Annotated in this window: 23 protein-coding genes; 16 read left to right on the top strand and 7 right to left on the bottom strand. The window is 61.3% G+C overall.

From position 1 onward, the window contains the following. Positions 1–70: 70 nt before the first annotated feature. The 5 genes from FBY03_RS04755 to FBY03_RS04775 all read left to right on the top strand — a co-directional run bounded on the left by FBY03_RS04755 (position 71) and on the right by FBY03_RS04775 (position 5,064). The gene (locus FBY03_RS04755) at positions 71–1,354 is read left to right on the top strand and encodes a cytochrome P450 (protein ID WP_147171050.1); all 1,284 of its coding nucleotides are present in this window, start codon (positions 71–73) and stop codon (positions 1,352–1,354) included. A gap of 60 nt (positions 1,355–1,414) precedes the next feature. Beyond that, a complete protein-coding gene (locus FBY03_RS04760) occupies positions 1,415–2,446 on the top strand; it encodes a hypothetical protein (protein WP_147171051.1) in 1,032 nt (343 codons plus the stop codon). Positions 2,447–2,541: 95 nt separating this feature from the next. Then, a complete protein-coding gene (locus FBY03_RS04765) occupies positions 2,542–3,330 on the top strand; it encodes an SDR family NAD(P)-dependent oxidoreductase (protein ID WP_147171052.1) in 789 nt (262 codons plus the stop codon). A 51-nt stretch (positions 3,331–3,381) separates the two neighbouring features. After that, complete coding sequence (locus tag FBY03_RS04770; RefSeq protein ID WP_147171053.1) at positions 3,382–4,656, top strand: MFS transporter; 1,275 nt, start codon at positions 3,382–3,384, stop codon at positions 4,654–4,656. Between the two features lie 57 nt (positions 4,657–4,713). Further along, entirely contained in the window at positions 4,714–5,064 is a 351-nt protein-coding gene (locus FBY03_RS04775) for a nuclear transport factor 2 family protein (RefSeq protein ID WP_147171054.1), read from the top strand. 149 nt (positions 5,065–5,213) lie between these two features. On the opposite strand, the gene FBY03_RS04780 is transcribed toward FBY03_RS04775, so the two are convergent. From FBY03_RS04780 to FBY03_RS04795, 4 genes are all read right to left on the bottom strand, one after another. Then, on the bottom strand, positions 5,214–6,398 hold the full coding sequence (locus FBY03_RS04780; protein ID WP_147171055.1) for an MFS transporter: 1,185 nt from the start codon (positions 6,396–6,398) through the stop codon (positions 5,214–5,216). Positions 6,399–6,467: 69 nt separating this feature from the next. Then, a complete protein-coding gene (locus FBY03_RS04785; RefSeq protein WP_147171056.1) occupies positions 6,468–7,703 on the bottom strand; it encodes an NAD(P)/FAD-dependent oxidoreductase in 1,236 nt (411 codons plus the stop codon). Between the two features lie 46 nt (positions 7,704–7,749). Next, positions 7,750–8,070, bottom strand: coding sequence for a 2Fe-2S iron-sulfur cluster-binding protein (locus FBY03_RS04790; RefSeq protein ID WP_147171057.1), 321 nt, complete (start codon positions 8,068–8,070; stop codon positions 7,750–7,752). Positions 8,071–8,082: 12 nt separating this feature from the next. Further along, positions 8,083–9,360, bottom strand: a complete 1,278-nt coding sequence (locus FBY03_RS04795; protein ID WP_147171058.1) for an MFS transporter — start codon at positions 9,358–9,360, stop codon at positions 8,083–8,085. 188 nt (positions 9,361–9,548) lie between these two features. On the opposite strand from FBY03_RS04795, the gene FBY03_RS04800 reads away from it, so the two are divergent. The 7 genes from FBY03_RS04800 (at position 9,549) to FBY03_RS04830 (ending at position 17,090) form a co-directional block, all read left to right on the top strand. After that, positions 9,549–11,204: a methyl-accepting chemotaxis protein gene (locus FBY03_RS04800; protein WP_147171189.1), complete on the top strand. Its 1,656-nt coding sequence runs from the start codon at positions 9,549–9,551 to the stop codon at positions 11,202–11,204. A gap of 371 nt (positions 11,205–11,575) precedes the next feature. Beyond that, on the top strand, positions 11,576–11,812 hold the full coding sequence (locus FBY03_RS04805; protein ID WP_147171059.1) for a ferredoxin: 237 nt from the start codon (positions 11,576–11,578) through the stop codon (positions 11,810–11,812). A 54-nt stretch (positions 11,813–11,866) separates the two neighbouring features. Continuing rightward, on the top strand, positions 11,867–12,628 hold the full coding sequence (locus tag FBY03_RS04810) for an SDR family NAD(P)-dependent oxidoreductase (RefSeq protein WP_147171060.1): 762 nt from the start codon (positions 11,867–11,869) through the stop codon (positions 12,626–12,628). Between the two features lie 107 nt (positions 12,629–12,735). Next, positions 12,736–13,677 (top strand): VOC family protein, encoded by a 942-nt coding sequence (locus FBY03_RS04815; RefSeq protein ID WP_147171061.1) that lies wholly within the window; start codon positions 12,736–12,738, stop codon positions 13,675–13,677. Positions 13,678–13,679: 2 nt separating this feature from the next. Beyond that, positions 13,680–14,564: a fumarylacetoacetate hydrolase family protein gene (locus tag FBY03_RS04820; RefSeq protein ID WP_147171062.1), complete on the top strand. Its 885-nt coding sequence runs from the start codon at positions 13,680–13,682 to the stop codon at positions 14,562–14,564. Continuing rightward, a complete protein-coding gene (locus FBY03_RS04825; protein ID WP_147171063.1) occupies positions 14,561–16,189 on the top strand; it encodes an MFS transporter in 1,629 nt (542 codons plus the stop codon). Before FBY03_RS04820 ends, FBY03_RS04825 begins: the two co-directional genes overlap by 4 nt. 106 nt (positions 16,190–16,295) lie before the next feature. Continuing rightward, a complete protein-coding gene (locus FBY03_RS04830; RefSeq protein ID WP_147171064.1) occupies positions 16,296–17,090 on the top strand; it encodes an IclR family transcriptional regulator in 795 nt (264 codons plus the stop codon). A gap of 29 nt (positions 17,091–17,119) precedes the next feature. On the opposite strand, the gene FBY03_RS04835 is transcribed toward FBY03_RS04830, so the two are convergent. Together FBY03_RS04835 and FBY03_RS04840 are read right to left on the bottom strand one after the other, a co-directional pair. After that, positions 17,120–18,310, bottom strand: coding sequence for a thiolase family protein (locus tag FBY03_RS04835; RefSeq protein WP_147171065.1), 1,191 nt, complete (start codon positions 18,308–18,310; stop codon positions 17,120–17,122). Next, complete coding sequence (locus tag FBY03_RS04840) at positions 18,310–18,708, bottom strand: Zn-ribbon domain-containing OB-fold protein (RefSeq protein WP_147171066.1); 399 nt, start codon at positions 18,706–18,708, stop codon at positions 18,310–18,312. The genes FBY03_RS04835 and FBY03_RS04840 overlap by 1 nt, the downstream gene beginning before the upstream one ends. A gap of 139 nt (positions 18,709–18,847) precedes the next feature. On the opposite strand from FBY03_RS04840, the gene FBY03_RS04845 reads away from it, so the two are divergent. The 4 genes from FBY03_RS04845 (at position 18,848) to FBY03_RS04860 (ending at position 22,801) form a co-directional block, all read left to right on the top strand. Further along, positions 18,848–19,549 carry an SDR family NAD(P)-dependent oxidoreductase gene (locus FBY03_RS04845; protein ID WP_147171067.1) on the top strand — a complete coding sequence of 234 codons (702 nt, stop codon included), beginning with the start codon at positions 18,848–18,850 and terminating at the stop codon, positions 19,547–19,549. A 43-nt stretch (positions 19,550–19,592) separates the two neighbouring features. After that, the gene (locus FBY03_RS04850) at positions 19,593–20,570 is read left to right on the top strand and encodes a fumarylacetoacetate hydrolase family protein (RefSeq protein ID WP_147171068.1); all 978 of its coding nucleotides are present in this window, start codon (positions 19,593–19,595) and stop codon (positions 20,568–20,570) included. 201 nt (positions 20,571–20,771) lie between these two features. Next, on the top strand, positions 20,772–22,172 hold the full coding sequence (locus FBY03_RS04855) for an aromatic ring-hydroxylating dioxygenase subunit alpha (RefSeq protein WP_147171069.1): 1,401 nt from the start codon (positions 20,772–20,774) through the stop codon (positions 22,170–22,172). Positions 22,173–22,225: 53 nt separating this feature from the next. Beyond that, entirely contained in the window at positions 22,226–22,801 is a 576-nt protein-coding gene (locus tag FBY03_RS04860) for an aromatic-ring-hydroxylating dioxygenase subunit beta (protein ID WP_147171070.1), read from the top strand. A 36-nt stretch (positions 22,802–22,837) separates the two neighbouring features. Here the strand turns inward: FBY03_RS04860 and FBY03_RS04865 are convergent, their stop codons facing one another. Next, entirely contained in the window at positions 22,838–23,599 is a 762-nt protein-coding gene (locus tag FBY03_RS04865) for a DUF2889 domain-containing protein (protein WP_147171071.1), read from the bottom strand. Positions 23,600–23,673 lie beyond the last annotated feature (74 nt).

Genomic DNA, 23,673 nt, shown 5'->3' on the forward strand with positions numbered 1-23,673 from the left:
GGGCCGGGCGGCCGGTCGTGCCGCTCGACACGGCAATGACAATGACCATTCAATAGAGTGAGAAATGACCATGAGTACTACCCGTACCGAGACCACGATTGATCTCAAGAGTGCCTATGCCGCGGTGTCCAAAACCTACCTTGGCACGAGCCTGGACATTCATGCGGTGTGCCGGGAGCAGCGCCTGAAATCGCCGGTTTACCAAGGTGATTTCATCACCCAGTTCGGTGTGCCGACCAATGCCGGCATCCAGCAGGGAACGCGGCCGACCTTCGCCCTGTTCAAGTACCAGGACGTGATGGCGGTGCTGCGCGACGGCAATACCTACACCAGTGGCTTTATCGCCGAGGGCCTGGGTGCCTTCTTCGACGGCCTGGTGATTCTGGCTATGGACGGCGAGCCGCACCGCAAGGTACGCGCCCTGCTGCAACCGGCGTTCATGCCAGAGAACGTGAATAAGTGGCGTGGGCAGATCGACGAGGTGATCCGCCAAGGCTTCCTGGAACCGCTGGTGCCGGAGAAGAAGGCCGACCTGATGCAGTTCGGCCTGGAGTTGCCGATCCGTATCATGTACGCGCTGATGGGCTTCCCCTCTGATGACCCGTCCAAGTACAAGCAGTACGCCGCCTGGGCGCTGGCGATGGTCGGCGGCAACCAGATCGATCCGGAGAAGATGGCCGAGGCCCGCCAGAACGCCGGCATCGCGGTAAAGGGGCTGTACGACGCCATCCAGGACGTCGTGGTACGCCGCCGCGCGGAAGGTAGCCAGGGCGACGATGTGGTCGGGCGTCTGTTGCGTGCCGAATATGAAGGACGGACGCTGGATGATCATGAGGTGATTACCTTCACCCGCTCGCTGCTGCCCGCCGCCGGTGAAACCACCACGCGCATGTTCAGTTCGGTGATGACCCTGCTGCTCACCACCCCGGGCCTGCTGGAGCGGGTCAGGGCCGATCGCTCGCTGATTGCCAAGCTGATGGATGAAACCGCGCGCTACGAACCGGTGGCCACCTTCAAGGTGCGCGAGACCGCCAAGGATGTCGAATTCCACGGGGTGAAGATCCCCAAGGGCTCCTTCGTGCAGTGCATGGTGGTATCCGCCAACCGCGACGAGGACGCCTTCGAGAACCCCGAGGTTTTCGACATCGACCGCAAGCTCAAGCCCGCCTTTGGCTTCGGTTTCGGCCCACACATGTGCATTGGCCAGTTTATCGCCAAGGTCGAGATCAGCTGCTCGGTCAACGCCATCCTCGACCTGTTCCCCAACCTTCGCCTGGACCCGTCGCAACCGGCCCCGGTCATCGAGGGGGCGCAGTTGCGTGGTGCCGCATCGCTTCCGGTTATCTGGGACTGAGCGTCGCTTCCCTCACCTGCCTTGCGTGACTTTCGACGATAACGACAAGAGACGATTCCCATGCGAACTTTCAAGACGATTCCCGAGCGCGGCGACTTTGGCTTTCAGCAACTGGTCGGCCCGCACCAGGTCAGCGGAGCCTCAATGGGTGGCAGCCGCGGCTTCTTCGGCCTGCAACTGAGTAAGTCCTCGCCGTTCGGCTCGGTACGTGACGAGGAGGGCAACATCTATTCGTTCGTGCGTTCGCTGTTGGCCCCGGGAGGCACGCCGAACCCGACCAAGTTCTTCTACCTGAACAACCATGTCGACGGCGTCAACCTGCGCATGGACCACGAGAAAATGGCCCGCCAGGCGCTGACCCCCATGCCGCTGCAGACCCTCGATGGCGACACGGTGCGCTGGACCAACCAGCCGGGGGAGGCCGGCAATGGCTGGGAGATCACCGCCAACAGCGAGCGTCTGACCTGGAAGGAGGACGGTCTGTTCCAACTGGAGGGCAGGCTGCTCGGCCCCGGTCTGCAGTGGTATCTGCCGGGGGTTGAGTGGGGCACGTTCTACGTGTCGCAGCTGTGGGAACTCGCTGGCGTCTGCGAAGGCAAGCCGGTGAAGGGGGCGATGGCGCTCGACCAGTTCTACATGGCCGAGGGTGGTGCCATCCACTTCAAGAAGGACCTGGTGGTCAACAACAACAAGCACGTCATCTGGTGGTCGTTCGTCACCGTGTACAAGGACGGCAGTTGGGATACCGGCTCCTTCATGGTCGGCCATGACCACCTCGGCTATGCCATCTTCGCCAACGACAAGGGCGAAGTGCGCGTCACCACCGATATCGAAGGGCAGACCAAGCACAAGGACGGCAGCTACTTCCTGGAGTCGGCCAAAGTGGTGCTGGATGGCAAGGAAGAGTGGGAATTCCTGCCGGATGAAAAGGGCGAAATGATCGACTTCGTCGGCGGTTTCCCGATCACTGCGCAGCAGGAAGGACGTTGGCGCCGGGTCGGCGATACCCGCGAACCGTCGCACTGGCTGGGCTGGGGTGAGTCCGACCGGCGCAACGGTTCGGCGCGTAACGTGCCGGGCCGGGATCTCTGAAGCGCAGCGAACCCGCTACGAAGTAACGACGATGTGCCTCCCGCTGGCCTGAGCGCCGCGGGGGCCTTTCTCACAAGAATAAGAGAGCACACGTGATGAGATTCAAAGACAAGGTGGTGCTGATCACCGGTGCCGGGCGTGGCATGGGGCGTGCCATCGCCCTGGCCTATTCCCGTGAGGGCGCGCGGGTAGTGGTATCTGCCCGTACCGACAAACACGGCGAAGAAACCATCGCGCAGGTCGAGGCGCTTGGCGCACAGGCCTGTCTGGTGGGCGGCGATATCGCCGATCGTGCGGCGGTCCGATCCATGGTCAACGGTGCCATCGAAGCTTTTGGCGCACTGGATATCGTGGTGCATTGCGCCGCCGACACGGCTCATGGGCTGATCACCGAGATGGCGGATGAAACCTTCGATCACTTGGTGCGCAGCAACATCCAATCGCTGTTCTGGCTGGCCAAGGACGCGGCACCGCACCTCTCCAAGGCGCAGGACAAGGGGCGGATCATTTTCATCTCCTCCGGCGAGGCTAATCGCAAGTACACACCGACATTGATTCCCTACGGCTCCAGCAAGGCGTTCATGAACGCCTTCGCCCGTGGTCTGGCGGTGGAGTTCGGTGCCTTGAATATTCTGGTTAATGTGATCGAACCGGGGCTGATTGGTACTGACCATATGCTCGAAACCCTGGGCGAGGAGCTGCCGCACCGGCTGGCCGAGCATTTCCCCGTGCCGCGTCTGGGGCAGTCGGCGGACATCGCCTCGGCTGCGCTGTTTCTGACTTCCAACGAGGCGTCCTACATCACCGGTACTTCGCTGCTGGTCGACGGCGGCGCCACCATGGTGACCCTGCCGAAGGTCGAAGAAATCCTCAAAGGGCATTGAGCCCAGATCGCGCCGCCCGCTCGGCACGACGGGCGGCACCAGGAGTCCCGCATGTCCGACACATCCGCTTCACGCCCCAAGGTCGCCATCGACACCGGCGAATTCCAGCACGGCTGGCGCGTCCTCTTGCTCGGACTCGCCGGCATCTGCACCAGCATTAGCGTGGGCCTGCTCTACAGTTTCGGTACCCTGGTGATTCCCCTCGAACATGCATTTGGCTGGAGTCGGGGCGACTTGCAGGCGTCGATCACTTTCCTGTTCGCCGGGGTTGCCATCTCCACCCAGCTGGTCGGCCCGTTGTACCGCCGCTTCGGCCTACGGCGAGTGGCGATCATCTCGATCGTGCTGCAGGTGATCGGTTATGTGGCGATCACCTGGATCGAGCACTCCATCGGCTGGCTGTACCTGGCGTACTTCGCGATGCCGCTGGTTTGCGCGGGGACTATCGCCATAACCTGGACGCAATTGGTCAACCTATGGTTCGAGCGCAACCGTGGCCTGGCTCTGGCAATCATTCTCTGCGGCACCGGACTGATGGCGCTGATGTTACCGCCACTGCTGGCGCTGCTGATCGCCGAGTTCGGCTGGCAGGCGGGCTTTTTTACCCTGGCGGCGATGCCGTTGCTGTTTACCTTGCCGATGGCGTTGTTGTGGATACGCTTGCCAGGCGAGGTCGAATCCGCCTCGCCGGCGAGAGGCGATGCGACAGTGCAGTTGAGCGGTTTCAGTTATCGCCAGGTGCTGCGCTCACCGGTGTACTGGAGTTTCAATATCGCGTTGATCCTGTCGGTGTGCCTAACCGTCGGCATGGTCACCAACATCGTGCCGATGCTGCAGAGCAAGGGATTATCTGCCCAGGCGGCGAGCCAGATTTTCAGCAGTTTCGGCGTTTCCATCATCGCCGGACGTTTGCTGGTGGGCTATCTGCTGGATCACTACCCGCCGATCCTGGTCGCGGCCGTCAGCCTGGCGCTACCGGCCATCGGCTGTGCGATCTTTCTGTTCAGCGGCGCGCAAAGCGTGGCCCTACTGGTGCTCGCTACCCTGTGCATCGGCGCCAGCGCCGGTGCGGAGTTCGACCTGGCAGCGTTTCTTATGGCACGTTATTTCGGTCTGCGCGACTACGCACGGATCTTCGGCCTGCACCTGGCGCTGGTCACTATCTTCGGCGGTCTGATGCCGGTGTTGTTTGGCCGCCTGTATGAAGCCTATCAGGGCTATTCGGCAGTACTGCTGTGCTGCCTGGCCTGCTCAATCATCGGACCTTTGACCTTGCTCTGGCTGCGGCCAGCAGCTGCGGTCGCGGTCCTAAAGCAACCTGCCTGAGTGGTTGTGCGAAAGTCAGGCGGGCTTGGCCCGTCCATGAAAACCTAGGAGAAATGAATGAATGCGCAAGAAGCTATCGAGCAGTTCCTGCATGGCCAGATCGAGTGCTGGAACAACGGTGACAAAGAGGGATTCTTCGAGCACTACCGCCGGGTGTCGCCCGCTGGCCTGAGCATCGAATACGTCGGCCGGCCCTTGCCGACCGACCCCTGGCAGATCCTGCAAGGCATGTGGGAAAACCAGCAGCCGCATTTCCGCGTGGAGGTCAAGGAAACCATCATCAACGGTGAGGAAGCCGCCTGCCACCATCGCAACGCGCTGCGTGACGGCAGCGGTGGTATCGAGACCATCGAGCTGTACCGTTTCCAGGGTGGCAGGCTGTCGGTGCGCTATTTCATCAAGGCGTGACAGGGCAAACTGGGGCGCGGTGATGGGCCGCGCTCGACTTGTTTGGCCGTCTGTGCCGCGCGGCCGTTCATGATGCTGTCGTGGCGCTCGATGCTCATCCCTGAGTAGCTCCTACCTTTCTAGGTGGTCGCTAAAGCGCTAGGGGCACCTCAAGATCGGGCTGCTGGCTGACGCCAATGAAGGCTCAGCACCAGTACCCAGCCGATGGCCGATAGCAGGGCCGAGCAGAAGAACACCTGCGCCAGGCCGAAGCCGGAAACGACCAGTCCCATCACCGGCCCCGCCAGTCCTACCGCCAGATCGAAGAACAGCGAAAGCGTGCTCAGGGCCGAGTTGCGATTGGCCTCTGGTGTGCGCGCCAGGGTTTCCACCGCCAGCCCCGGATAGACCCAGGAAACACCCAGGCCGGTCAGTGCTGAACCGAGGATCGCCACCAGGGGCGAAGGTGCCAGCCACACGAGTAGCAGCCCGAAGGTCTGCACGGCCATGCAGATCGTGACCACCCGATAGCCGCCGAAGCGTGGCAGGGCACTGGGTGAGGCCAGTCTGGCGAAAATGAAAGCGACACCGAAAGCGCTCAGGCAGTAGGCCGCGTTTTCCCAGCCCAAGCTGTCGAAATACAGGGCGACGAAGGCGGTCAAACTGCCGAAGCCCGCCGAGCTGCAGGCAACGGCGAGACCGTTTGGCAGCACGGCCATGAACACGCTGCGAAATGGCAGCCGTACGCCTGGCAGCAAGGGCGCGGGGCGCCTAGTCTGGGCGAACAGCAAGGGCAGGAAGCCGAGCAGGGTGATGCCGATACCGATGCCGGCGAGGCCCAGGTGATCACGTACCAGCACGCCGAGCGGTGCGCCTATGGCGGTGCCGCCATAGGCGGCGATACCGTTCCAGGACATGACCTGCGCGGTGCGTAACGGGCCATGCAGGCCGATGGCCCAGGTGCAGCTGGGTGTGGAGATCAGGGCCGAAGAGATGCCCTGGAGGACTCGGCCGGCCATCAGAAGTGTCAGACCGACCCAGGGGGCCGCCGGCAGGACGATCGCCAGTGCGGTCAGCAGGCCGCTGACCGTAAGGATGGCCAGCCCCGTCATCACCGTGCGCTTGGCGCCGAAGCGGTCGGCAAGCTGTCCGGCCAGCGGACGTGAGAGCAGGGTTGTCAGGTATTGCAGGCCGATCACTAGCCCGGCCATCGTGGTGCCGAAGCCCAAGGTGTTCAGCACATGACCGGGCAGTACGGCCAGCGGCAACCCGTTACCTACATATGAGGCGAAGTTGAAGCAGACGATCGACACGATTGACAGGCCGACTGGAAGGGATTTCGTACTGCCGTGCATCCGTCGTCGCCTTGCGGATCGTGCGTGTGGCCTTGGCCGCGTCCGGTTACGGGCGCGGCAGTGGGGTGGTCAGTCGCGGTTGGCCGCTTCCCAGGCCTTGAGGTCGAAACCGGCTGCGGCCGCTTCGGTCGGGCTGAGCTGGGGCGGGCGCGAGAGGATCTTGCGTGCGGCCAGATGATCGCCGGGGCGATTGCACGACTCCACCGCAATCAACTGGTCGCCGCGAAAACACAGTACCGAGAGCTGCGCGTTGTCCGGCGAACCGATGACCACGGTGCTGTCATACCCGCTAGAAAGGCCGGCGATCTGCAGTTTCATGTCGCCCTGATCGGTCCAGAACCATGGCAGCGCTCCATAGGGCGCCGGTTTGCCCATCAGTCGGGCCGCCACAGTGCGCGCCTGGTCCACGGCATTCTGCACGGACTCGAGGCGAGTTAGCTGTTCGTCGTTCTGCAGGCATGGAAAACAGGCCACATCGCCGATCGCCGAGATATGCAGGTCGGAGGTGAGCAGGTTGGCGTCGACCTTGATGCCATTGGCGATGTCCAGGCCGGCCTCGCTGGCCAGTTGCACATTGGGGATCACGCCAATGCCGAAGACCACCAGGTCGGCGTCCAGCGTGCGCCCGTCGGAGGTTTCCACCCCCGTTACACGGCCATTGTCGCCGATTACCCGGGTCAGGCCCTGGCGGAAATCCAGGTGTACGCCCCAGCGACGGTGTGCCTGGCTGAACAAGTCGGACATCTCGCGACTGACCGCGCGGGCCATCGGCCGGTCGCCCAGCTCCAGGACATGCACCGCCGAGCCAAGCGCCGCCGCCACTGCGGCAAACTCCAGGCCGATGAAGCCGGCGCCAACTACCACCACATTGCGCGCCTGTTTGGCCAGCGGCGCCAGGGTGTCGGCATCGATCTTGGTCTTGATGCCGAATACGCCTTCGAGTTCGGCGCCGGGTACCGGCAGGGGACGGTTGTGTGCGCCTGTGGCCAATACCAGATGATCGTAGGCCAAGGCTTCGCCGTCCTCGAGCAGGACTCGTCGGTTCTGGCGATCGATGGCGGTGACGCGGTCATGGCGCAGCTCGATGCGTTGCTCGGTATAGAAGTTTTCCGGGCGGAACAGCAGGTTGGTCGCGCCGATCTTGCCGAGCAGGTAGGCCTTGGACAGTGGCGGTCGCTGGTAGGGCAGACCGGGTTCGTCGCCAATCAGGCTGATGCGCCCTGCATAGCCGGCCTGGCGTAGTGAGGTGGCGACCTGAAAGCCAGCTTGGCCGGCACCGACAATGACTACCGAAGCGAGTGACATGGAGCCTCCTTCTAACTATTAGCGTGCCGTGAACAGGGTTCGGGATTCAGAATTGTGATACGGGCAGGCGCAGCACCATGCCATCCAGCGCTTCGCTGATGATCAACTGGCAGGTCAGGCGACTGTTGTCGTTGCGCTCGACTGCATACTCGAGCATGTCGGCCTCGGTGCTTTCGGCGGCGGGCAGGCTCGCCAGCCACTGGTCGTCGACATAGGCGTGGCAGGTCGCGCAGCTGCATGCGCCACCGCAATCGGCCTGGATACCGGGCACGGAAGCGAACATTGCCGCTTGCATGACCGATTGACCAATTTCTCCGGTCACCTGGTGTTCGGTGCCGTTATGTTCGATAAGGGTGAGAGTGGGCATGGTCGGATTCCTTTAAGCGGTTGGGGCGGTGGCAGGAATGGGCTGCGCGGCGAAATGCGGGGCACGGCCGAGGGTCAGCAGGAGCAGAGGGCCAATCAAGCTGCAGGTCATGGAGTAAAGCAGCATCGAGGTGTAGGAACCGGTGCGGCTAAGCATCAAGGCGAAGAGCAAAGGCGCAAGCGCCGAGGCCACAGTGTTCAGCCCCTGGTGCACGCCGAATAGCCGACCGTATTCGCGCAGACCGAAGTAGCGGGCAACCAGGAAGGCGGCGATGTCAAATTCCGCGCCAGCGCCGAAGCCGATCATTACGGCTGCGAGCATCAGCAGGGTGAAGTCCGGCGTGCCGCTGAGGTAGATGAGGCAGCCGATGGCGGGCAAGGCCAGGCTGAGCGCGGCAACACCCGGCGGCCACAAACGGTCGAGCAAATAGCCGATGAGTACGCGACCGAAAATCAGCGAAACGCCAAAGAAGCTGAAAATCAGGTTGGCGTCGCCGGCTGACAAGCCTCGGCTCTGCAGCATCGGTACGGTGCTGGTGACCATGCCGACGATAGATGAGATGACCAATGCCAGCGCCAGGTTGCAGGTCCAGAACTTGCGCGAGTGCATGCCTTCTTTAAAGCCCATACCCGGCAGCCCCAGTAGTTCGTTGCCCGCGTGTTGCCGGGTGACAGCCTGGGCTCCCGGCAGCTTGAACCAGAGCAGCGTCAGTGGCAGTAACAGCAGCAGGTTAAGCAGCGCGAGAATTACAAAGGCGGCGCGCCAGTCCCATTGTTCGATGCCCCAGGACATCAGGCGCGGAATAGTGGCGGCGGTGATGCCAGTGCCCGAGAGACCGATTGCCAGTGCCAGGCCGCGGTTGCGGTCGAACCATAGGCTGAGCAACTGGGTCCAGGTCACCGCCAGTGCGCCCATGCCGATGATCGGTAGCAGGGCAAAGGCCAGGTACATCGACCAGATCGAGCCTTGCAGTTGTGTAGTCGCCAGATAGCCCAGGGACAGCAGCACCAGCGAGATCAGGGTGACCCGCTTCATGCCAAAGCGCAGGTTGAACCAGCCGACCAACTGCAGGGAGACCACGGCGCCGCCGAAGAGGAAGGTGATGGAAGCCTGCAGTTCGCTCTTGCTCCAGCCGAAGGCCTGCTCCAGCGGCACGACCAGCGTGCCAAAACCATAGAGCAGCGCGGCATTAATGCTGATTGCCACGCCGACGACGGCAAGGATGAGCATTCGCCAGCCTTGCCGAAACTCGGTGGGATCAATAGCCGCTTCGTTTTTGTGGGGAGACATCGGGCAGGCACCTTTTGTTGATCTTATCTTGCCAGGTAGTTCGGCGTTTTCTGCCGAATTTACGTGAATCCAGCTATCATTGTTCTGATCTAAGAATTGAATGCTGGATTTAGAATATGGCAGAGTGGATTATCTGTCTAGTCATGCCTGGCCGAACCACCTCATTACAACAACAAGTAGGTACAACGATGCTCTCGCTCAGCCGCTTCTCTATTGGCGCCAAGCTGCTCATGCTGCCAGCCTTATTCGTGCTTTCCCTTCTGATTATCTCTGCGGTTGCTTATCAGGGGCTGGCCAGCCAGCAGGAGGTCATCGACGAAATGGAACAGTTGCGTGTCAAGCAATACAAGCAAGCGCTGGACATCTCTGCAGCGTCCCAGGCCGCCATGGCCAACGCCTATGCCATGGTGGTGCGGATTCTCGAGTCGAACGGTGAGGCGTCGAGCGAGGAGCTGCAGTCTTATCTCGAGGAGATGGACCTGAGCGTCGGGGAAATGCTCGCTGGGTTGAGCAAGAGTGCTGCGCAAGAGCGTCTGAGCGAGGATGAACGCGCGCGCTATCTCGCGTTGCAGGAGCAGGCCACGGTGGTGGGAGACGGGTTTGCCGAGCTGAAAACCATGGCCCTTAGCGATCCGATGCAGGCCGTGTCGATGCTTGGCAATCTGCGTGCCGACTACAACAGCCTGCTCGGGCAATTCGGCCGTCTGTTGATCTTGCAGGAAAGCCTGACGACGCATGCTTTTAGCGAGGCGACTCGCGTGGTGCAAAACGTTACTCAGGTGCTGATCGTGACCCTGCTGGCGGCAGTCGGTTTGGCCTTGGTGGTCAGCTTGCTGTTGCGTGCGCATATCATCCGTTCGATTCGCGCCATTGAGCAGGCCTCCATCAAGCTGCGCGATGGCGACCTGACCCAGCGTGTGCGAATTGTTGGGCACGATGAGATTGCCCGGACCGCTCAGGCATTCAACGAGTTAATCGAGAGCTTCCAACTCGCCGTCCGCCAGGTGGCCGGTGTATCGGCCTCGGTGGGTTCATCGGCAGAGGAGCTGGTGATTACCTCGTCCCAGGTGTCTGAAAGTGCTACGAACCAGGCCAAGGCGGTTATCGGGGTATCAGCGACGGTCGAGCAGATGAGCGTGGGCGTCGCTTCTATCTCCGCCAATGCCGAGGAGCTGAGGTCGTCTGCGGAGGCCAGTCTGCGGGGAGCGGAAGCGGGGCACTCGGCCTTGAATCGCCTACTGACGGAGATTGAAAGCGTACGGCTCGCCTTTTCGGCCATTAGCGGCTCGGTGGGGGATTTCGTTGTCAGTACCTCCGCCATCACCGCCAGCATCAATCAGGTCAAGGAGCTATCGGCGCAAACTAATCTGCTGGCACTGAATGCGGCCATTGAGGCCGCGCGTGCTGGCGAGAGCGGCCGAGGCTTTAGCGTGGTGGCCGATGAGGTACGCAATCTGGCGCAGCGCTCTGCGACGGCCGCAAACTCGATCAACGAGTTGACGCTCAAGTTGGAAAGCCAGTCGGCAGTCGTAGAGAAGGCCTTGCACGCCGGCACAGTGGCCTTGGACGGCAGCGATAAGCTGTTGGGCGAATTGGAGAGTACTTTGCAGGAGTCCGCGCGCCTGGTCGGCAACTCGACCCGTGGTGTCGACTCAATAGCTAGTGCCGTGCGCGAACAGAGCGAGGGCGGGCGGGATATCGCCTCGAACGTTGAGCATATCGCGCGCATGGCCGGAGAAGGCGATGCGATCACGCAGCAGGTATCCAATGCGGTGGTTTCCCTGCGCGAGTTGTCCGAAGAGTTGAATCTGGCGGTGAGCCGGTTCCGCTTCGAGGCGTATTGACAGCCGCGGCACTGAGTCGGATGGGTCGTAGGGCATGCCGAATAACGCTCTGATGATGTATTCATTCAGCTCTAGCTAGCGTATCCGGACCGGCTCTCGGTGGATCGCTGGCGTGGGTCTGAGGCACATGGGTCGGTATTGATGTGATCAAAAATAATAAAAGTGTTCATGTTCTTATGTTTTTTTAGGTTTTTTGATCTTTTTGTCATCCTGTCGCTCCGGCCAAGGTGCGAATAACCCTCTTGTTTGTAGAGTAAATGCTGGGTGTTTGGCCGTTCATCGCGGCTTTACCTTGCTGGCGTCTAAATATTTACAAATGTATTAAAACTGTTCATTATTTATCTGTGCTGGTCCCTGATAAGGAGAACAAGATGAGTTCCGAAAAAGCGCGATTCCAAGTGGTAGCCGACCGCAGCCGCTGTTGTGGTTACGGCTTGTGTGCCGCCATCTGCCCGAGTATCTACAAGCTGGATGCTGATGGTCTGGTTTACCTGGACGACAAGGTCGTTCCGCCCGAGCTTGAGGAAGAGGCGCGCGAAGGTGCAGCAGCCTGTCCTGCCGAGGCCATCTGGCTCGAAGACATCACTGCCGAAGGTAGCGACGCCTAAGCTGCTGTTTACGAAGCTTCGGGCCGCAATCACAGACAAACGGTGGAGGGTGGGATGACAGGTCGTTTAGAGGGTAAGGTCGCACTGATTACAGGCACCGGCGGTGGTCAGGGCAGAGTGGCTGCACTGCGTTTCGCCCAAGAAGGCGCCATTGTTGTGGGCTGCGATTTCAATGCGCAGGCGAATGAGGAAACTGCCGCCTTGCTCCAGGCCGAAGGCCTGCGGTTGTATGGCTACGCCCCCGTTGATCTCGGCGATCATGAACAGGCCAAGGCATGGGTGGAGTCTGCCGCCGCAGAGCATGGGCGCATCGATATTCTCTACAACAACGCCTCGGCGGCGCGTTTCGGTGCAGTCAGCGAATTCAGCGTCGAGGATTGGCGCTACACCATGCGCAATGAAATCGATCTGCTGTTCTACACCACTAAATATGCATGGAGTCACCTCGCCGAGCAGCAAGGGGTGATCATCAATGTGTCATCGACTGCCGCCTGGGGTGGCTCCAAGGTCGCCGGCATCGCCGCGCATGCCGCTGCCAAAGGGGCGGTAGTTTCCTTCACCCGTCAACTGGCTGTGGAGGGCGCGCCAGTCGGTATTCGCGCGGTCAGCCTAAGCCCAGGTTTCATCGCTACGCCAGGCACCGCCCCATTTCTCGAGAACCCCGTTGCCCGTGCGGCATTGCTTGACGGCGTACTCATGGATCGCCCCGGCGAGCCAGAGGAAGTGGTAGCCATGGCCGTGTTCGTGGCTTCCAGCGAAGCCTCGTTCATTACGGGCTCCGATTTCGTCATCGACGGTGGCCTGCTGGCCGTCTAATAGATCCGGGCGGTGCTGCCGCCCGGATGTGGCACATTCCTATCGTCCGCGCGGGCCTCAACTGGAGCTCGGGACGAATGAAATCGAACAAGAACAGGTGAATAGTCATGGACATCATTGGCATTGGCTACATGGGCTTCGAGACCGCGAACATCGAAGCCTGGCGCGAGTACGGCCCGCAGGTGATGGGTTTCGGTATTGGCCGCTCGCCCGAGAGTGATCCGGATTCGCTGTATTTCCGCATCGACGACCGTCGTCATCGCTTTGCCTTCCATCCGGGAAAGATCGACCGTATCGCCTACATCGGCTGGGAGGCGATCGGACGCATGGCGTTTGAGGACGCCCTGAAGAGGTTCAGTGCGGCTGGAGTCGAGTTCACCCGCGGTGACGCCGAATTGTGTGAGAAGCGCGGGGTACGCGAGCTGATTCGTTTCCGTGATCCGGTCGGCTATCAGCACGAGCTGTTCTATGCGCAGAAGTGGACACCGCGCTCCTTTCAGCCGGGCCGTCCGCATGGTGGGTTTCTGGCCGACGAGCGCGGTGCCGGTCATGTGGTGTTGATCACCCCCGAGTACACGCCGGAGCTGGAGCACTTCCTCATTGAAGTCATGGGTTTCCGCTGGTACGGCGCCGGCGCGGGTAAGGGGCGTACGGGGTTCTTCCGCTCCAAGCTTAATAATCACACTAGCCACGATATCGCCTATGGCCACGGGCCTGGTCGCATGGGTGTTCAGCATGTGGGCATAGTCGTCAACAGCATCCGCGATGTCGGCGAGACCTACGACATTGTCAAGAAACGCGAGCTGCCGATGATGATGACGCTGGGGCAGCATTGCCAGGATCCGCATGTATCCTTCTACCACTTCAATCCGTCCGGCTTCGCGTTTGAGACCATTGCCGAGATCGAGCCCTGGCAGGGTGACCACTATGAGCTCAATCCCGAGGTGCTGAGTGTCTGGGGCCACGAGATGGTTGGGCCTATCCTCGGGCCGAGCGTACGTACGCCTGAGGAAGTGCTGGACCCGGAATACCTGGCCCGCAAACGCTAAGCATGCGCCTGGCTCGCGTTGAAGTTACTGGCGAGGCAGTCTGGGCTTTGCTGGAGTCGCCATCCGGTCCGCTGAGGCGCATTCGTGCGCCTTTTGCCGAGTGGGTGGCTGTGCTGGCTCAGCAGGGGATCGCGGCGCTGGATCTGGCCGAGGAGCGTATCGAACTGGCTCGCTGCCGCCTGCTGCCACCGCTGCAGCCAGGCGCCCGGGTGTTTGGCGTTGGCTTGAACTACCTGAGTCACCTGCAGCGCCTGGGCAGCGCCGCGCCGGCGCACACCCTGGCATACCTGAAGGCGGATTCGGCCCTGCTCGGCCCACTGGACGAGATCCAGTACCCGACGCTGACGGCCGAGCTGGATTACGAAGTCGAACTGGTGGCCATGGTCGCCCGGCCTTTGCTGGATGAACCGCAGGCGAGCAGTTGCCTGCTCGGGTATACAGTCGGCAACGATATCAGTGCGCGCGATGCCGGTCGGCAGATCGGGCGTCTGGATCTGCTCACGCAAAAGAGCATGGATCGCACCACGCCACTCGGGCCCTGGATCGTCACGCTCGATGAGCTGGGCGGCAGTGGGCAGCCGGAGCTGGAGATGAGCCTGAGCGTCAATGGTGAGCAACGCCAGCAGGACAATACCCGCAACATGATCTTTCCCGTCGACGAGTTGCTCAATTACCTCGATGCGCGCATCGCGCTGCGCCCCGGTGATCTGCTGTTCACCGGCTCGAGCCATGGTGTAGGTCTGGAAAGCGGGCGCTTCCTGGAGCCCGGAGACTTGGTCGAGGCGCACATTCAAGGCATTGGCCAATTAAGCAACCGCGTCGGTGCCCCACGTCGCTTGCATCCGGCGCGGGAGGTCGGGCGGCTGGGGCTGCCCGCCGGCGCATGAGCATGGACAGGCAAAGCGCCCCGGCGAGCGCAACGATGCCGGAGCACGCCTCGTTCTGGGCGCCGTTGCGCCACAAACTGTTCGTCGGGCTGTGGCTCGCTTGTGCGGTGGCCAACATGGCGATCTGGATGCAGACGGTCGGCGCCGCCTGGATCATGACCCTGTTGTCGGCCTCGCCCTTGATGGTTTCGCTGGTGCAAACCGCGATCACCCTGCCGGTGTTCCTGTTCGGTCTGCCGGGCGGGGTGCTCGCCGATCGCATGGATCCGCGACGCCTGCTGCTGTTCACCCAGTCGGCTATGCTCGGTGCGGCCGCTGTGCTCTGTCTGCTGGCCTGGTTCGACCTGCTGCAAGCCTGGTCGCTGCTGCTGTTCACCTTTGTCCTAGGCACCGGTAGCGCGCTGGGCATGGCAGCCTGGATGATCACGCTGGTCGGCGTGATCCCGCGCGAGCAGGTACCGGCGGCGGTATCGCTCAGCGGCATCTCGATCAATGCCACCCGCGCCCTGGGTCCGGCCCTGGCCGGCGCGCTCATCGCCTGGTGGAACAGCGCTTCGGTGTTCCTGGTCATCGCCCTGTGCATGGCCCTGGTGATCATCTTCATCATCTGGCGTCTTCCAGCCAAAGCCCGTGTGGACGGTCTGCCGCCGGAAACCCTGGTCGGCGGCATGCGCAGCGGCCTGCGCTATATCCGTCACTCGACGGTGTTGTCCAGTGCGCTCAAGCAGGTGTTCGTCTTCACCAGTTGTGCCAGCGCACTCTGGGCGCTGATGCCGCTGGTGGCCAAGAACGAACTGGGCATGGACGCAGGTGGTTACGGCCTGCTGATGGCCTTCATGGGCGCCGGCGCGGTGCTGGCCGCCCTCGGCCTGACCAGTGTTTATCGCCGTTTCCCTCTGCGTCGGCTTATAGTCGCCGGCGCTTTCGCGTTCGCAGCGGCAACCCTGGCGGCAGCGCTGTCGCACAGCCAGGTAGTGGTCTGCGCGATGCTGCTGTTCGCCGGCATGGGCTGGATGGCGGTGAACGCAACTATCTCCACCGTGGTGCAGACCTATGCGGCGAACTGGGTGCGCGCCCGTGTCGCCTCGGTGTACCTCTTGGTACTGATGGGCTCGATGGCCGTGGGCGGCATCCTGTGGGGCGCACTGGCCCAGTATCTGGGTCTGGAAAACAGTCTGTTGCTGTCGGCGTCGAGCATCCTGTTGGGGCTACTGGTGACCCGTCGCGGAAAGATTGTCATGGGCCGAGAAGCGGATTTCGCCGACGCCCAGCAGACCGACAAGCTGGTGCTGACGGGCGAAGTGTCCCATGGCGATGGGCCGGTTTGCGTGGAGATCAGCTACCGGGTGGGCGATGACGAGCGTGATGACTTTTTGTGCATCGTCTACGCCGTCGGCCAGTCACGGCGGCGCAACGGCGCACAGAACTGGCGACTGTATCGTGACCTCGCCGAAACCGATCACTACGTCGAGCGCTTCATCGTCGAGTCCTGGCTTGACTATCTGCGTCAGCAGGAGCGAGTGACCCTGGCCGATGAGAGCCTTGAGCGTAGCTTGTCCAGGTATCGTTTAGAGTCTCCGGAGCCCAGGCGTTATATCTACCAGTCCCCGGCAGGCATATTTTGAGCGAGATAAGCTGCTCGACTTGAAATCTCCATACTAAATTTACCGCGCCGCATTGTTCTCGGTATAGAATTGCGTTTGGCTCCCGCTACGCAAATCGAGAAACCTCATGGACAGCTCCGACCTAATAGACCTCAATGACGCTCGCAAGGCTGCCGGTGCGGTGACTGTCAAACCGGTCGCCAATGCGATTCGCATCCTCCGCCACCTGAGTCAGGTCGGAACGCCCGAGCGTTCAGTGGACATTGCCCGCCGGCTTTCGATCAACCCCAGCACCTGTTTCAACATCCTGCGCACATTGGTGTTGGAGGACGTGGTCGATTTCAACCCAATGTCGAAACGTTATTCGGCTGGTGCGGGGCTGGCCCGCTTGGTCGAGCAGCTGGTCAGCCAAGGCCAGCGGGTGCAACTGGCCAAGCCATTGCTACAGAATCTGGCTGGGCGGCAGCGGGTGACGGTCACCTTGTGGCGGCGGGTTGGACCAGATCGTATCGTCATCGTCAGTTCCGCCGCCAGTCCGGCGGATGTGCGAATCGACATGGCTGAAGGGCAGCGACTGCCAATGCTAATGGGGGCCAGCGGCCGATTGTTCGCTACCCAGGTCGATTTGGATGATCCAGATATCCAGAGTAATTTCGAGCGAATTCGTTGGGCGCGTCCATTGCCGCTTGAGACTTACCGCGAGGAAGTGCGTTTGGCGGCGAGCCGCGGATGGGCGCTGGACGATGGTCATTTTTCCGTCGGTATCCTGGCCGTGGCCGCACCAGTCTATTCGCCCTCCGGCACCATCGACTTCACCGTATCAGCCGTAATGTTCCGCGGTCAGCGCAATGAAGATGGGATCAAGGAGCTAGGTGAAGCGCTTGTTGAGTTCTGCTCGGAGCTCGCGACCGTGCTGTTTTGATCGCGAGCGACGGGAGTAGAGACTGCTGCTCACTCCCTGACCAGCAGCAAACTACCACCCAGCGGCCCACCGCCTGCGGCGACCGCGGCGACCCGATGTTCGGCAGTCTGTCTTCCCTCGGCGCGCCCCCACAGCTGCAGGCATGCTTCGTGAACATAGCCCAGGCCGTGGGTGCGCCCGGCGGATAGTTGGCCGCCATTGGTGTTGATCGGCAGGTCGCCGTCCAGGGCAATTCGCTGTCCCCCTTCGACGAAGGCGCCGCTCTGACCCACAGGGCACAGCCCCAGCGCCTCCAGCCAGATCATGGTGAGAATCGAGAACCCGTCATACAACTGGGCCGAATCGACGTCGCTGGGCGTGTAGTCGGTGCGTGCCCACATCATCCGGCCAACATCGAACGCCGCCATCTCGGTTAGCGATATCTGATCCCATGACCAGGGCTGGTTGAGCGCCGCGCCGATTGCCTCGATGCGAATCGGCGGATGACGTGTGTCCCGCGCGGCATCCCGGCGCGACAGGACAATCGCGGTCGAGGCGTCGCAGTGCACGTCGCAATCGAACATCCGCAACGGTGTGGAAATCATCCGCGACTGCATGTAGTCGTCCATCGACATCGGTGTGCGGTAGATGGCCTTGGGATTACGTTGGGCGTTCTGCCGGCAGGTCAGGGCAATCTGGGCGAGTTGCTCCGGTTGCGTGCCATATTCATGAAAATGCCGTTGTGCATACAGGGCCATCAGGTTGATGCCGGACAGCACATTGAACGGCGTGAACCATTGCCAGGAATAGCTGCTGTCACGCCCTTGAGTCTTATTGCTGAGTGCGCCGGCCTGCTTGTTATGTACGCGTGCCGACGCCTCGGTAATGGTGCGGAACACCAGCACGTGGTTGCACAGTCCTGCGGCAATGGCCATGGCGCCATTGATCAGCCCCGCAAGTGGGCCAGGACCTTCGTAGCCGCCGCCAAACCAGTTGACGTTCAACCCTAGGGCGCTCTTCAGGGCGCTGGGGCCGACCGGCGAAAAGGGATCGCCATTATTGTTATCGCCTGGCCAACAGGCCACGCCATCGATGTCGCTACGTTCGAGTCCGGCATCGGCGATGGCTTCCAGGCAGGCGTCGACGGTCAGGCGCATGGCCGATTTCGACGACGGGCGGCCCACTTCGGACTGTCCTATGCCGGTGATGGCGACCTCTTTCTCGTAGCGATGATCGAACATCATTGATCCCTTTCGAACAGTGGGAGCCAGACGTCCTCGACGTGGAGGAAGCTGACCCGTACCGGCATGTCTATGCGAACCGCGAGTGGGTCCATGCCTACGACGTTACTGATGAAGCGAAGACCCGGCTGCTCGGCCAACTCGACAATCGCGACGACGTAAGGGACTTCGAGTTCGGCGATCCATGGCTGGTAGTTGAGCGTGTAGCTGAGCACCTTGCCCTTGCCGGAGACCGCGCGCGGCTCGACTTCCAGGCTCGCGCAATGCGGGCAGATCGGTCCCGGCGGATGGAAAAAATGCTCGCAGCCAAGGCAGCGGTGCATCAATAGTTCACCGTGCTCGCCACCTTGCCAGAAGGCGCGGTTGTCGGCGTTTAGGGCAGGCAATTTTCTAGGCATCAGGCATTCCTGAGGAGGCGACGACTCATGGGATTACGTTAGCATTTGTACATATTTTTGAAAAGTGTCATATTTTGTGCCTCCGTTCGGCTAGGCCTGGCCATGGCCGCCCCGTAAACAAAACAAGAGGAACTTCACTATGTCCCAGTCTTTGCAGGACAAGATTGTCATCATAACCGGCGGCTTCGGCGTCTTGGGCAGCAGCCTCGGCCAGCTGTTGCTGGAGCGTGGTGCGCGTGTCGCATTGCTCGACCGCGCCGATGCCCCCGCAGCGTTGCGCGACGTGCAGAACCTGCTGCCTTTGGGAGGCGTCGACCTGACGTCCGCGGACTCGGCCAAGGAGGCGCTGGCTCGCGTGGCCGAGCATTTCGGCCGCATCGATGGCCTGGTCAACGTGGCGGGCGGTTTTGCCTGGGAAACCCTGGAAGACGGCAGCCTGGAAACCTGGGACCGCCTGTACCAGATGAACTTGCGCACAGCCGTGGTCAGTTGCCAGGCGGCACTGCCCCATCTGCTGGAAGCGTCAGCGGGCCGTATCGTCAATATCGGCGCGCTGGCCTCGCTGAAAGCCGTTCAGGGCATGGGCGCCTATGCTGCATCCAAGGCCGGGGTCGCGCGTTTGACCGAGGCGCTGGCCGAGGAGCTAAAGGATCGCGGTATTACAGTCAATGCGGTGCTGCCGAGCATTATCGACACGCCCACCAACCGGGCGGACATGCCGGATGCCGACGCCAGTCGCTGGGTCTCGCCGGCAGCGCTGGCCGGGGTGATCGCCTTCCTCCTGTCGGATGACGCCGCAGTGGTGACGGGCGCCTGTCTGCCGGTGGCCGGGCGGGTATGAACAGCTTAGCCCGCGGGATTACTTCGATGGGAGCGGATAACCAATGAGACTCGTGACCTTTACCGATGGCGCGGGCTTCGAGCGTGCGGGCGCCTTGCTCGAGAACGATCAAGCTGTGCTCGATCTGCAGCAGGCCTACCGCACGTTGCAGGGGCGTGATAGCGCGCAGCTTGCCAGTGTGCTGGCGTTGGTCGAGGCCGGGGAGCCGGCGCTCGAACTGGCCCGCTCGTTGCTGGCGCAAGCGCCTGCAGACGCGGTTTTGCAGCGCTCCGCCGTGAAGTTGCGGGCGCCGATCCAGCCGCCACCGCAAATGCGCGACTGCTCCTGCTTCGAGTTGCATCTGCGGCAAAGCTTCGCTGCGGCGCGCCGGGCGCGAGCACTGCGTACACCGGATCCGGAAGCCACCTTGCGGGAAATGAACACCCGTGCCGACGATCGCGTTATTGAGACCTTCAACCGTCAGCCCATCTATTACAAATGCAACCGTTTCGCGGTCATCGGCATCGATGACGAATTCCAGTGGCCGAGTTTCAGCAAGGCGATGGACTACGAGTTGGAGTTCGGTTGCTACATTGGCAAGCGCGGCAAGGACATCAGTCGCGAGGATGCTCGCTCGCACATCGTCGGCTACACCATCTTCAACGACATGAGCGCACGGGATGCCCAGGCCAAGGAGATGCCCGGCATGCTCGGTCCGGCCAAGAGTAAGGACTTCGACACCGGCAACATCATGGGGCCCTGCCTGGTGACGGCCGACGAACTCGGCGATCCCTACGACCTGAATATGGTTGCGCGGGTCAATGGCGAGGAGTGGGGGCGCGGCAATACCCGGGACATGCGCTGGCGCTTCGAGGACGTCATCGCTCATGTGTCGCGCTCGGAGACGCTGTACCCCGGCGAGTTTCTCGGCTCGGGTACGGTGGGCAACGGTTGCGGCCTGGAGCAGTTGCGTTACCTCAAGCCAGGCGATCTGGTTGAGCTGGAGGTCGATGGCATCGGTGTGTTGCGCACCCGCGTCTAGCGTCCTGCTCATGTTGTGTTCGGATGCACGCGGCCTGCCCGGTCACGCTCGAGGTTTATCGAGCAGGGCGGGTGGGCCCACGAGAGTGGTATCGCGAGTGGTCATCTCAATGCAAAACACTTTTACTATACATTTTTGTAAAAAGTGTCTTATATTTGGTCGTGGATTCATTCGCCATCGCGCCCTTAACAGGAGGCAGTCATGCTAACAACAACAAGCCCTGTGTTGTCCGACGGAACCAAGGTTTCGGATTTGATCTATCCCTCGACTCGAGAAGTGCAGATGCGTGTGCTGTCGGATCGAGAAATCTACGAGCTGGAGATGGAAAAAATCTTCGGTAAGATCTGGGTCCTGCTCGGGCACGAATCGGAGATCCCCAACTCGGGCGATTTCATGGTGCGCGATATGGGGTCGGATTCAGTGATTGCCGCTCGCGGCAAGGACGGCGAAGTTTTCGTGTCGCTTAACGTCTGTCCGCACCGTGGCATGCGCATCAGTACTGCTGATTGCGGCAATACGCAGATCCACAAGTGCATTTATCACGGTTGGGCATTTCGTCCCAACGGTGACTTCATCGGTTCACCGATCGAGCGTGAGTGCATGCATGGCAAGATGACGGCCAAAGAAGATCTGGGCCTGAAGAAGGCACGGGTGACGCTCTACGGTGGTCTGATATTCGCCACCTGGAACATTGAAGGGCCATCCTTCGAGGAGTTCCTTGGCGATGCCAAGTGGTACTACGACATGCTGTTCTGCCGTAGCGACAAAGGCATGGAGGTGCTGGGGCCGCCACAGCGCTTCATCGTCAATGCCAACTGGAAGACCGCTGGCGAACAGTCTGCAGCAGATGGATTCCATACCCTGACCTTGCACCGCTGGTTGGGTGAGGTCGGCAACTATGCCAAGAAAGGCGAGGGCGAGGGTGAAGGGACTGACCTGAGTCCGGAAATGATCGGCGTTGAAATCAGCTCGCCGCATGGTCATGCGCTACGCTGCATCGATCTGGCGCGCAAGATCAAGCGTCTCACCGGGCTCGATCCCGCTGAACTCTCAGTCCAGGAAAAGCTCGATGCGTTGCCGCCAGCCGGCATGACCCGCGACATGGTCGAGCAATTGGCACGCAATCTGACCGAGGATCAGCTGCAGGTACTGACCACCATGCCACCGCAGGTTGGTGGCATGTTCCCGAACATTCTCTTCGGATTCGTCTACATTCCTCAGCCTGACGGCACCGTCGTCGGCTCCATGACCCTGCACGCCTATGTGCCGCACGGGCCCGATAAGCTCGAGTTCGTCAACTGGATCTTCGCCGAGAAGGACGCGCCGGCCGAGCTGCGTGAAAAGATGCTCAAGCAGACCATTCAGTTGTTCGGCACCTCGGGCATGGTCGAGCAGGACGACTCCGATACCTGGCCGCACATGACGCTGTCCGCCAAAGGCGCTATGGGCCGCAAGAGCACCCTGAAATACCAGGCGTGCTTTGAAACCGGCGCACCCGAGGGCTGGCCAGGACCGGGCATCGTCAATGAAGGCTTCACCAAGGATGATACCCAGTGGCACTGGTGGTTGTATTGGCATGAGCTGATGACTGCGCAGGATTGACCTGCACGTCCTCTCACCTCTCGATCACAGCAATAAGTTTCAGGGAGTTACCCATGGCTCAAGTACAAGAACGCGGTGCCGAGCAGATTCAGCCGGGCTCGCCGGTTGGCATCAAGCGTGTTCCGATCGGTTCGGATCTCTACAACCAGGTGCTGACTTTCCTCTACGAGGAAGCCACATTGCTCGATCAGATTCGTCTCCAGGAATGGGGCGAGCTGCTTGCCACTGACTTGGTCTACACCGTGCCACTGCGGCACACCCGCCTGCAGGCCGAGCAGTCGGCCAGTATCGTGCGCACTGTGCAGCATTACCACGACGACTACCGCTCGATCATGGGGCGCATCCTGCGCCTGTCTGGCAAGAGCGCTTGGGCCGAGGATCCGCCCTCGCGCACGCGTCGTCTGGTCACCAACGTCTTCGTCGAGGAGACGGAAAACGCCAATGAGTTCGTCGCCACCAGCTACCTGCTGCTGACCCGCAACCGCTTCAAGGACCATCACGTCGATATCGTCAGTGGCGAGCGTCGCGATGTGTTGCGTCTAGGTGAGGACGGTTTCAAGTTGGCGCGCCGCGAGGTCATCCTGGATCAGGCCGTGCTGGGCACACCTAACCTGGCGGTTTTCCTCTAACAGGCGCCTGATCTTCGAGCCCTGCCGGAACCGCCGTCAGGCGGAACCGGTACGGCTCGGGGTTATTTGGCCGAGCCAGTCTTGGTCGTCGGCGCACAGGGCCGATTGCGCTGCGCTGAAATCCCAGGTCGAACCTATCATTCTCGAGGCAAGCACGGCCCGCTCCGGCTGTTGGCTGTAGCACAGACCAGTGCTCGCAGCATGCGCCTGGGCGTCGAGATTGTGTGCCCTGCCCAGGGAAATCAACGTACAGCGTCGCAACAACAGTGCCGCTTCCGCTTCTTCGTTGGACAGGTTATGCAGCGCCCACCGTGCCATGCCCTCGCGCAGGTTGACGCCGGCGAAGGGCGTAGGTGCCTGGATGATTGAGCCCTGTACCTCCCACACCAGTCGTTCCTGGCCATCACAGAGTAATGTTGCCCTGGTGTGTTCGTTGACTCGCTGGGGAACCTGTATGTCGTAACGGCGTCGAGTCGTTTGGCGTGCAGCATTGGCAATCGCCAGACCGGCCAGGTCGAGCAGGTGGGTACATTGGTGTTGTGCATCGACCTGGCGTGTCACCGAATGGGCAATGCGGCCGAGGGGCATACCGAGTAGTTGCTGCAACTGCTCGGTAGCCTGTGGGCAGGCGGAATAGGGATAGCGCAGGGCTTCGCCGCCGATGGCGGTCAACACCCCCAGATCGTGACGTGCCCAGACGCGGAAATGATGGAAGTCGTCTTCCAGAGTGGCGCGCACTTCACCTGCTGCCTGCTGCTGCGCTGAAGCGATGTCCACTCGACGGCGAAAGGTGCTCATAGCTAATTATCCTTACAGTTGTTCTAGCCGTGCTTGGGTCGTTGGATTAGGATGTATCTGAACACTATAATCAA

Origin of the sequence: Pseudomonas sp. SJZ079, assembly GCF_007993865.1 — a bacterium.
In the GTDB taxonomy this organism is placed as follows: Bacteria; Pseudomonadota; Gammaproteobacteria; order Pseudomonadales; family Pseudomonadaceae; genus Aquipseudomonas.

Bases quoted from the DNA above. Each gene is read 5' to 3' on its own strand.
- FBY03_RS04755 (WP_147171050.1), top strand. From the start codon at position 71: ATGAGTACTACCCGTACCGAGACCACGATTGATCTCAAGAGTGCCTAT.
- FBY03_RS04845 (WP_147171067.1), top strand. From the start codon at position 18,848: ATGTCCCAGTCTTTGCAGGACAAGATTGTCATCATAACCGGCGGCTTC.
- FBY03_RS04775 (WP_147171054.1), top strand. From the start codon at position 4,714: ATGAATGCGCAAGAAGCTATCGAGCAGTTCCTGCATGGCCAGATCGAG.
- FBY03_RS04770 (WP_147171053.1), top strand. From the start codon at position 3,382: ATGTCCGACACATCCGCTTCACGCCCCAAGGTCGCCATCGACACCGGC.
- FBY03_RS04840 (WP_147171066.1), bottom strand. From the start codon at position 18,708: ATGCCTAGAAAATTGCCTGCCCTAAACGCCGACAACCGCGCCTTCTGG.
- FBY03_RS04815 (WP_147171061.1), top strand. From the start codon at position 12,736: ATGGACATCATTGGCATTGGCTACATGGGCTTCGAGACCGCGAACATC.
- FBY03_RS04790 (WP_147171057.1), bottom strand. From the start codon at position 8,070: ATGCCCACTCTCACCCTTATCGAACATAACGGCACCGAACACCAGGTG.
- FBY03_RS04795 (WP_147171058.1), bottom strand. From the start codon at position 9,360: ATGTCTCCCCACAAAAACGAAGCGGCTATTGATCCCACCGAGTTTCGG.
- FBY03_RS04765 (WP_147171052.1), top strand. From the start codon at position 2,542: ATGAGATTCAAAGACAAGGTGGTGCTGATCACCGGTGCCGGGCGTGGC.
- FBY03_RS04810 (WP_147171060.1), top strand. From the start codon at position 11,867: ATGACAGGTCGTTTAGAGGGTAAGGTCGCACTGATTACAGGCACCGGC.
- FBY03_RS04850 (WP_147171068.1), top strand. From the start codon at position 19,593: ATGAGACTCGTGACCTTTACCGATGGCGCGGGCTTCGAGCGTGCGGGC.
- FBY03_RS04805 (WP_147171059.1), top strand. From the start codon at position 11,576: ATGAGTTCCGAAAAAGCGCGATTCCAAGTGGTAGCCGACCGCAGCCGC.
- FBY03_RS04865 (WP_147171071.1), bottom strand. From the start codon at position 23,599: ATGAGCACCTTTCGCCGTCGAGTGGACATCGCTTCAGCGCAGCAGCAG.
- FBY03_RS04835 (WP_147171065.1), bottom strand. From the start codon at position 18,310: ATGTTCGATCATCGCTACGAGAAAGAGGTCGCCATCACCGGCATAGGA.
- FBY03_RS04830 (WP_147171064.1), top strand. From the start codon at position 16,296: ATGGACAGCTCCGACCTAATAGACCTCAATGACGCTCGCAAGGCTGCC.
- FBY03_RS04800 (WP_147171189.1), top strand. From the start codon at position 9,549: ATGCTCTCGCTCAGCCGCTTCTCTATTGGCGCCAAGCTGCTCATGCTG.
- FBY03_RS04760 (WP_147171051.1), top strand. From the start codon at position 1,415: ATGCGAACTTTCAAGACGATTCCCGAGCGCGGCGACTTTGGCTTTCAG.
- FBY03_RS04820 (WP_147171062.1), top strand. From the start codon at position 13,680: ATGCGCCTGGCTCGCGTTGAAGTTACTGGCGAGGCAGTCTGGGCTTTG.
- FBY03_RS04855 (WP_147171069.1), top strand. From the start codon at position 20,772: ATGCTAACAACAACAAGCCCTGTGTTGTCCGACGGAACCAAGGTTTCG.
- FBY03_RS04785 (WP_147171056.1), bottom strand. From the start codon at position 7,703: ATGTCACTCGCTTCGGTAGTCATTGTCGGTGCCGGCCAAGCTGGCTTT.
- FBY03_RS04825 (WP_147171063.1), top strand. From the start codon at position 14,561: ATGAGCATGGACAGGCAAAGCGCCCCGGCGAGCGCAACGATGCCGGAG.
- FBY03_RS04780 (WP_147171055.1), bottom strand. From the start codon at position 6,398: ATGCACGGCAGTACGAAATCCCTTCCAGTCGGCCTGTCAATCGTGTCG.
- FBY03_RS04860 (WP_147171070.1), top strand. From the start codon at position 22,226: ATGGCTCAAGTACAAGAACGCGGTGCCGAGCAGATTCAGCCGGGCTCG.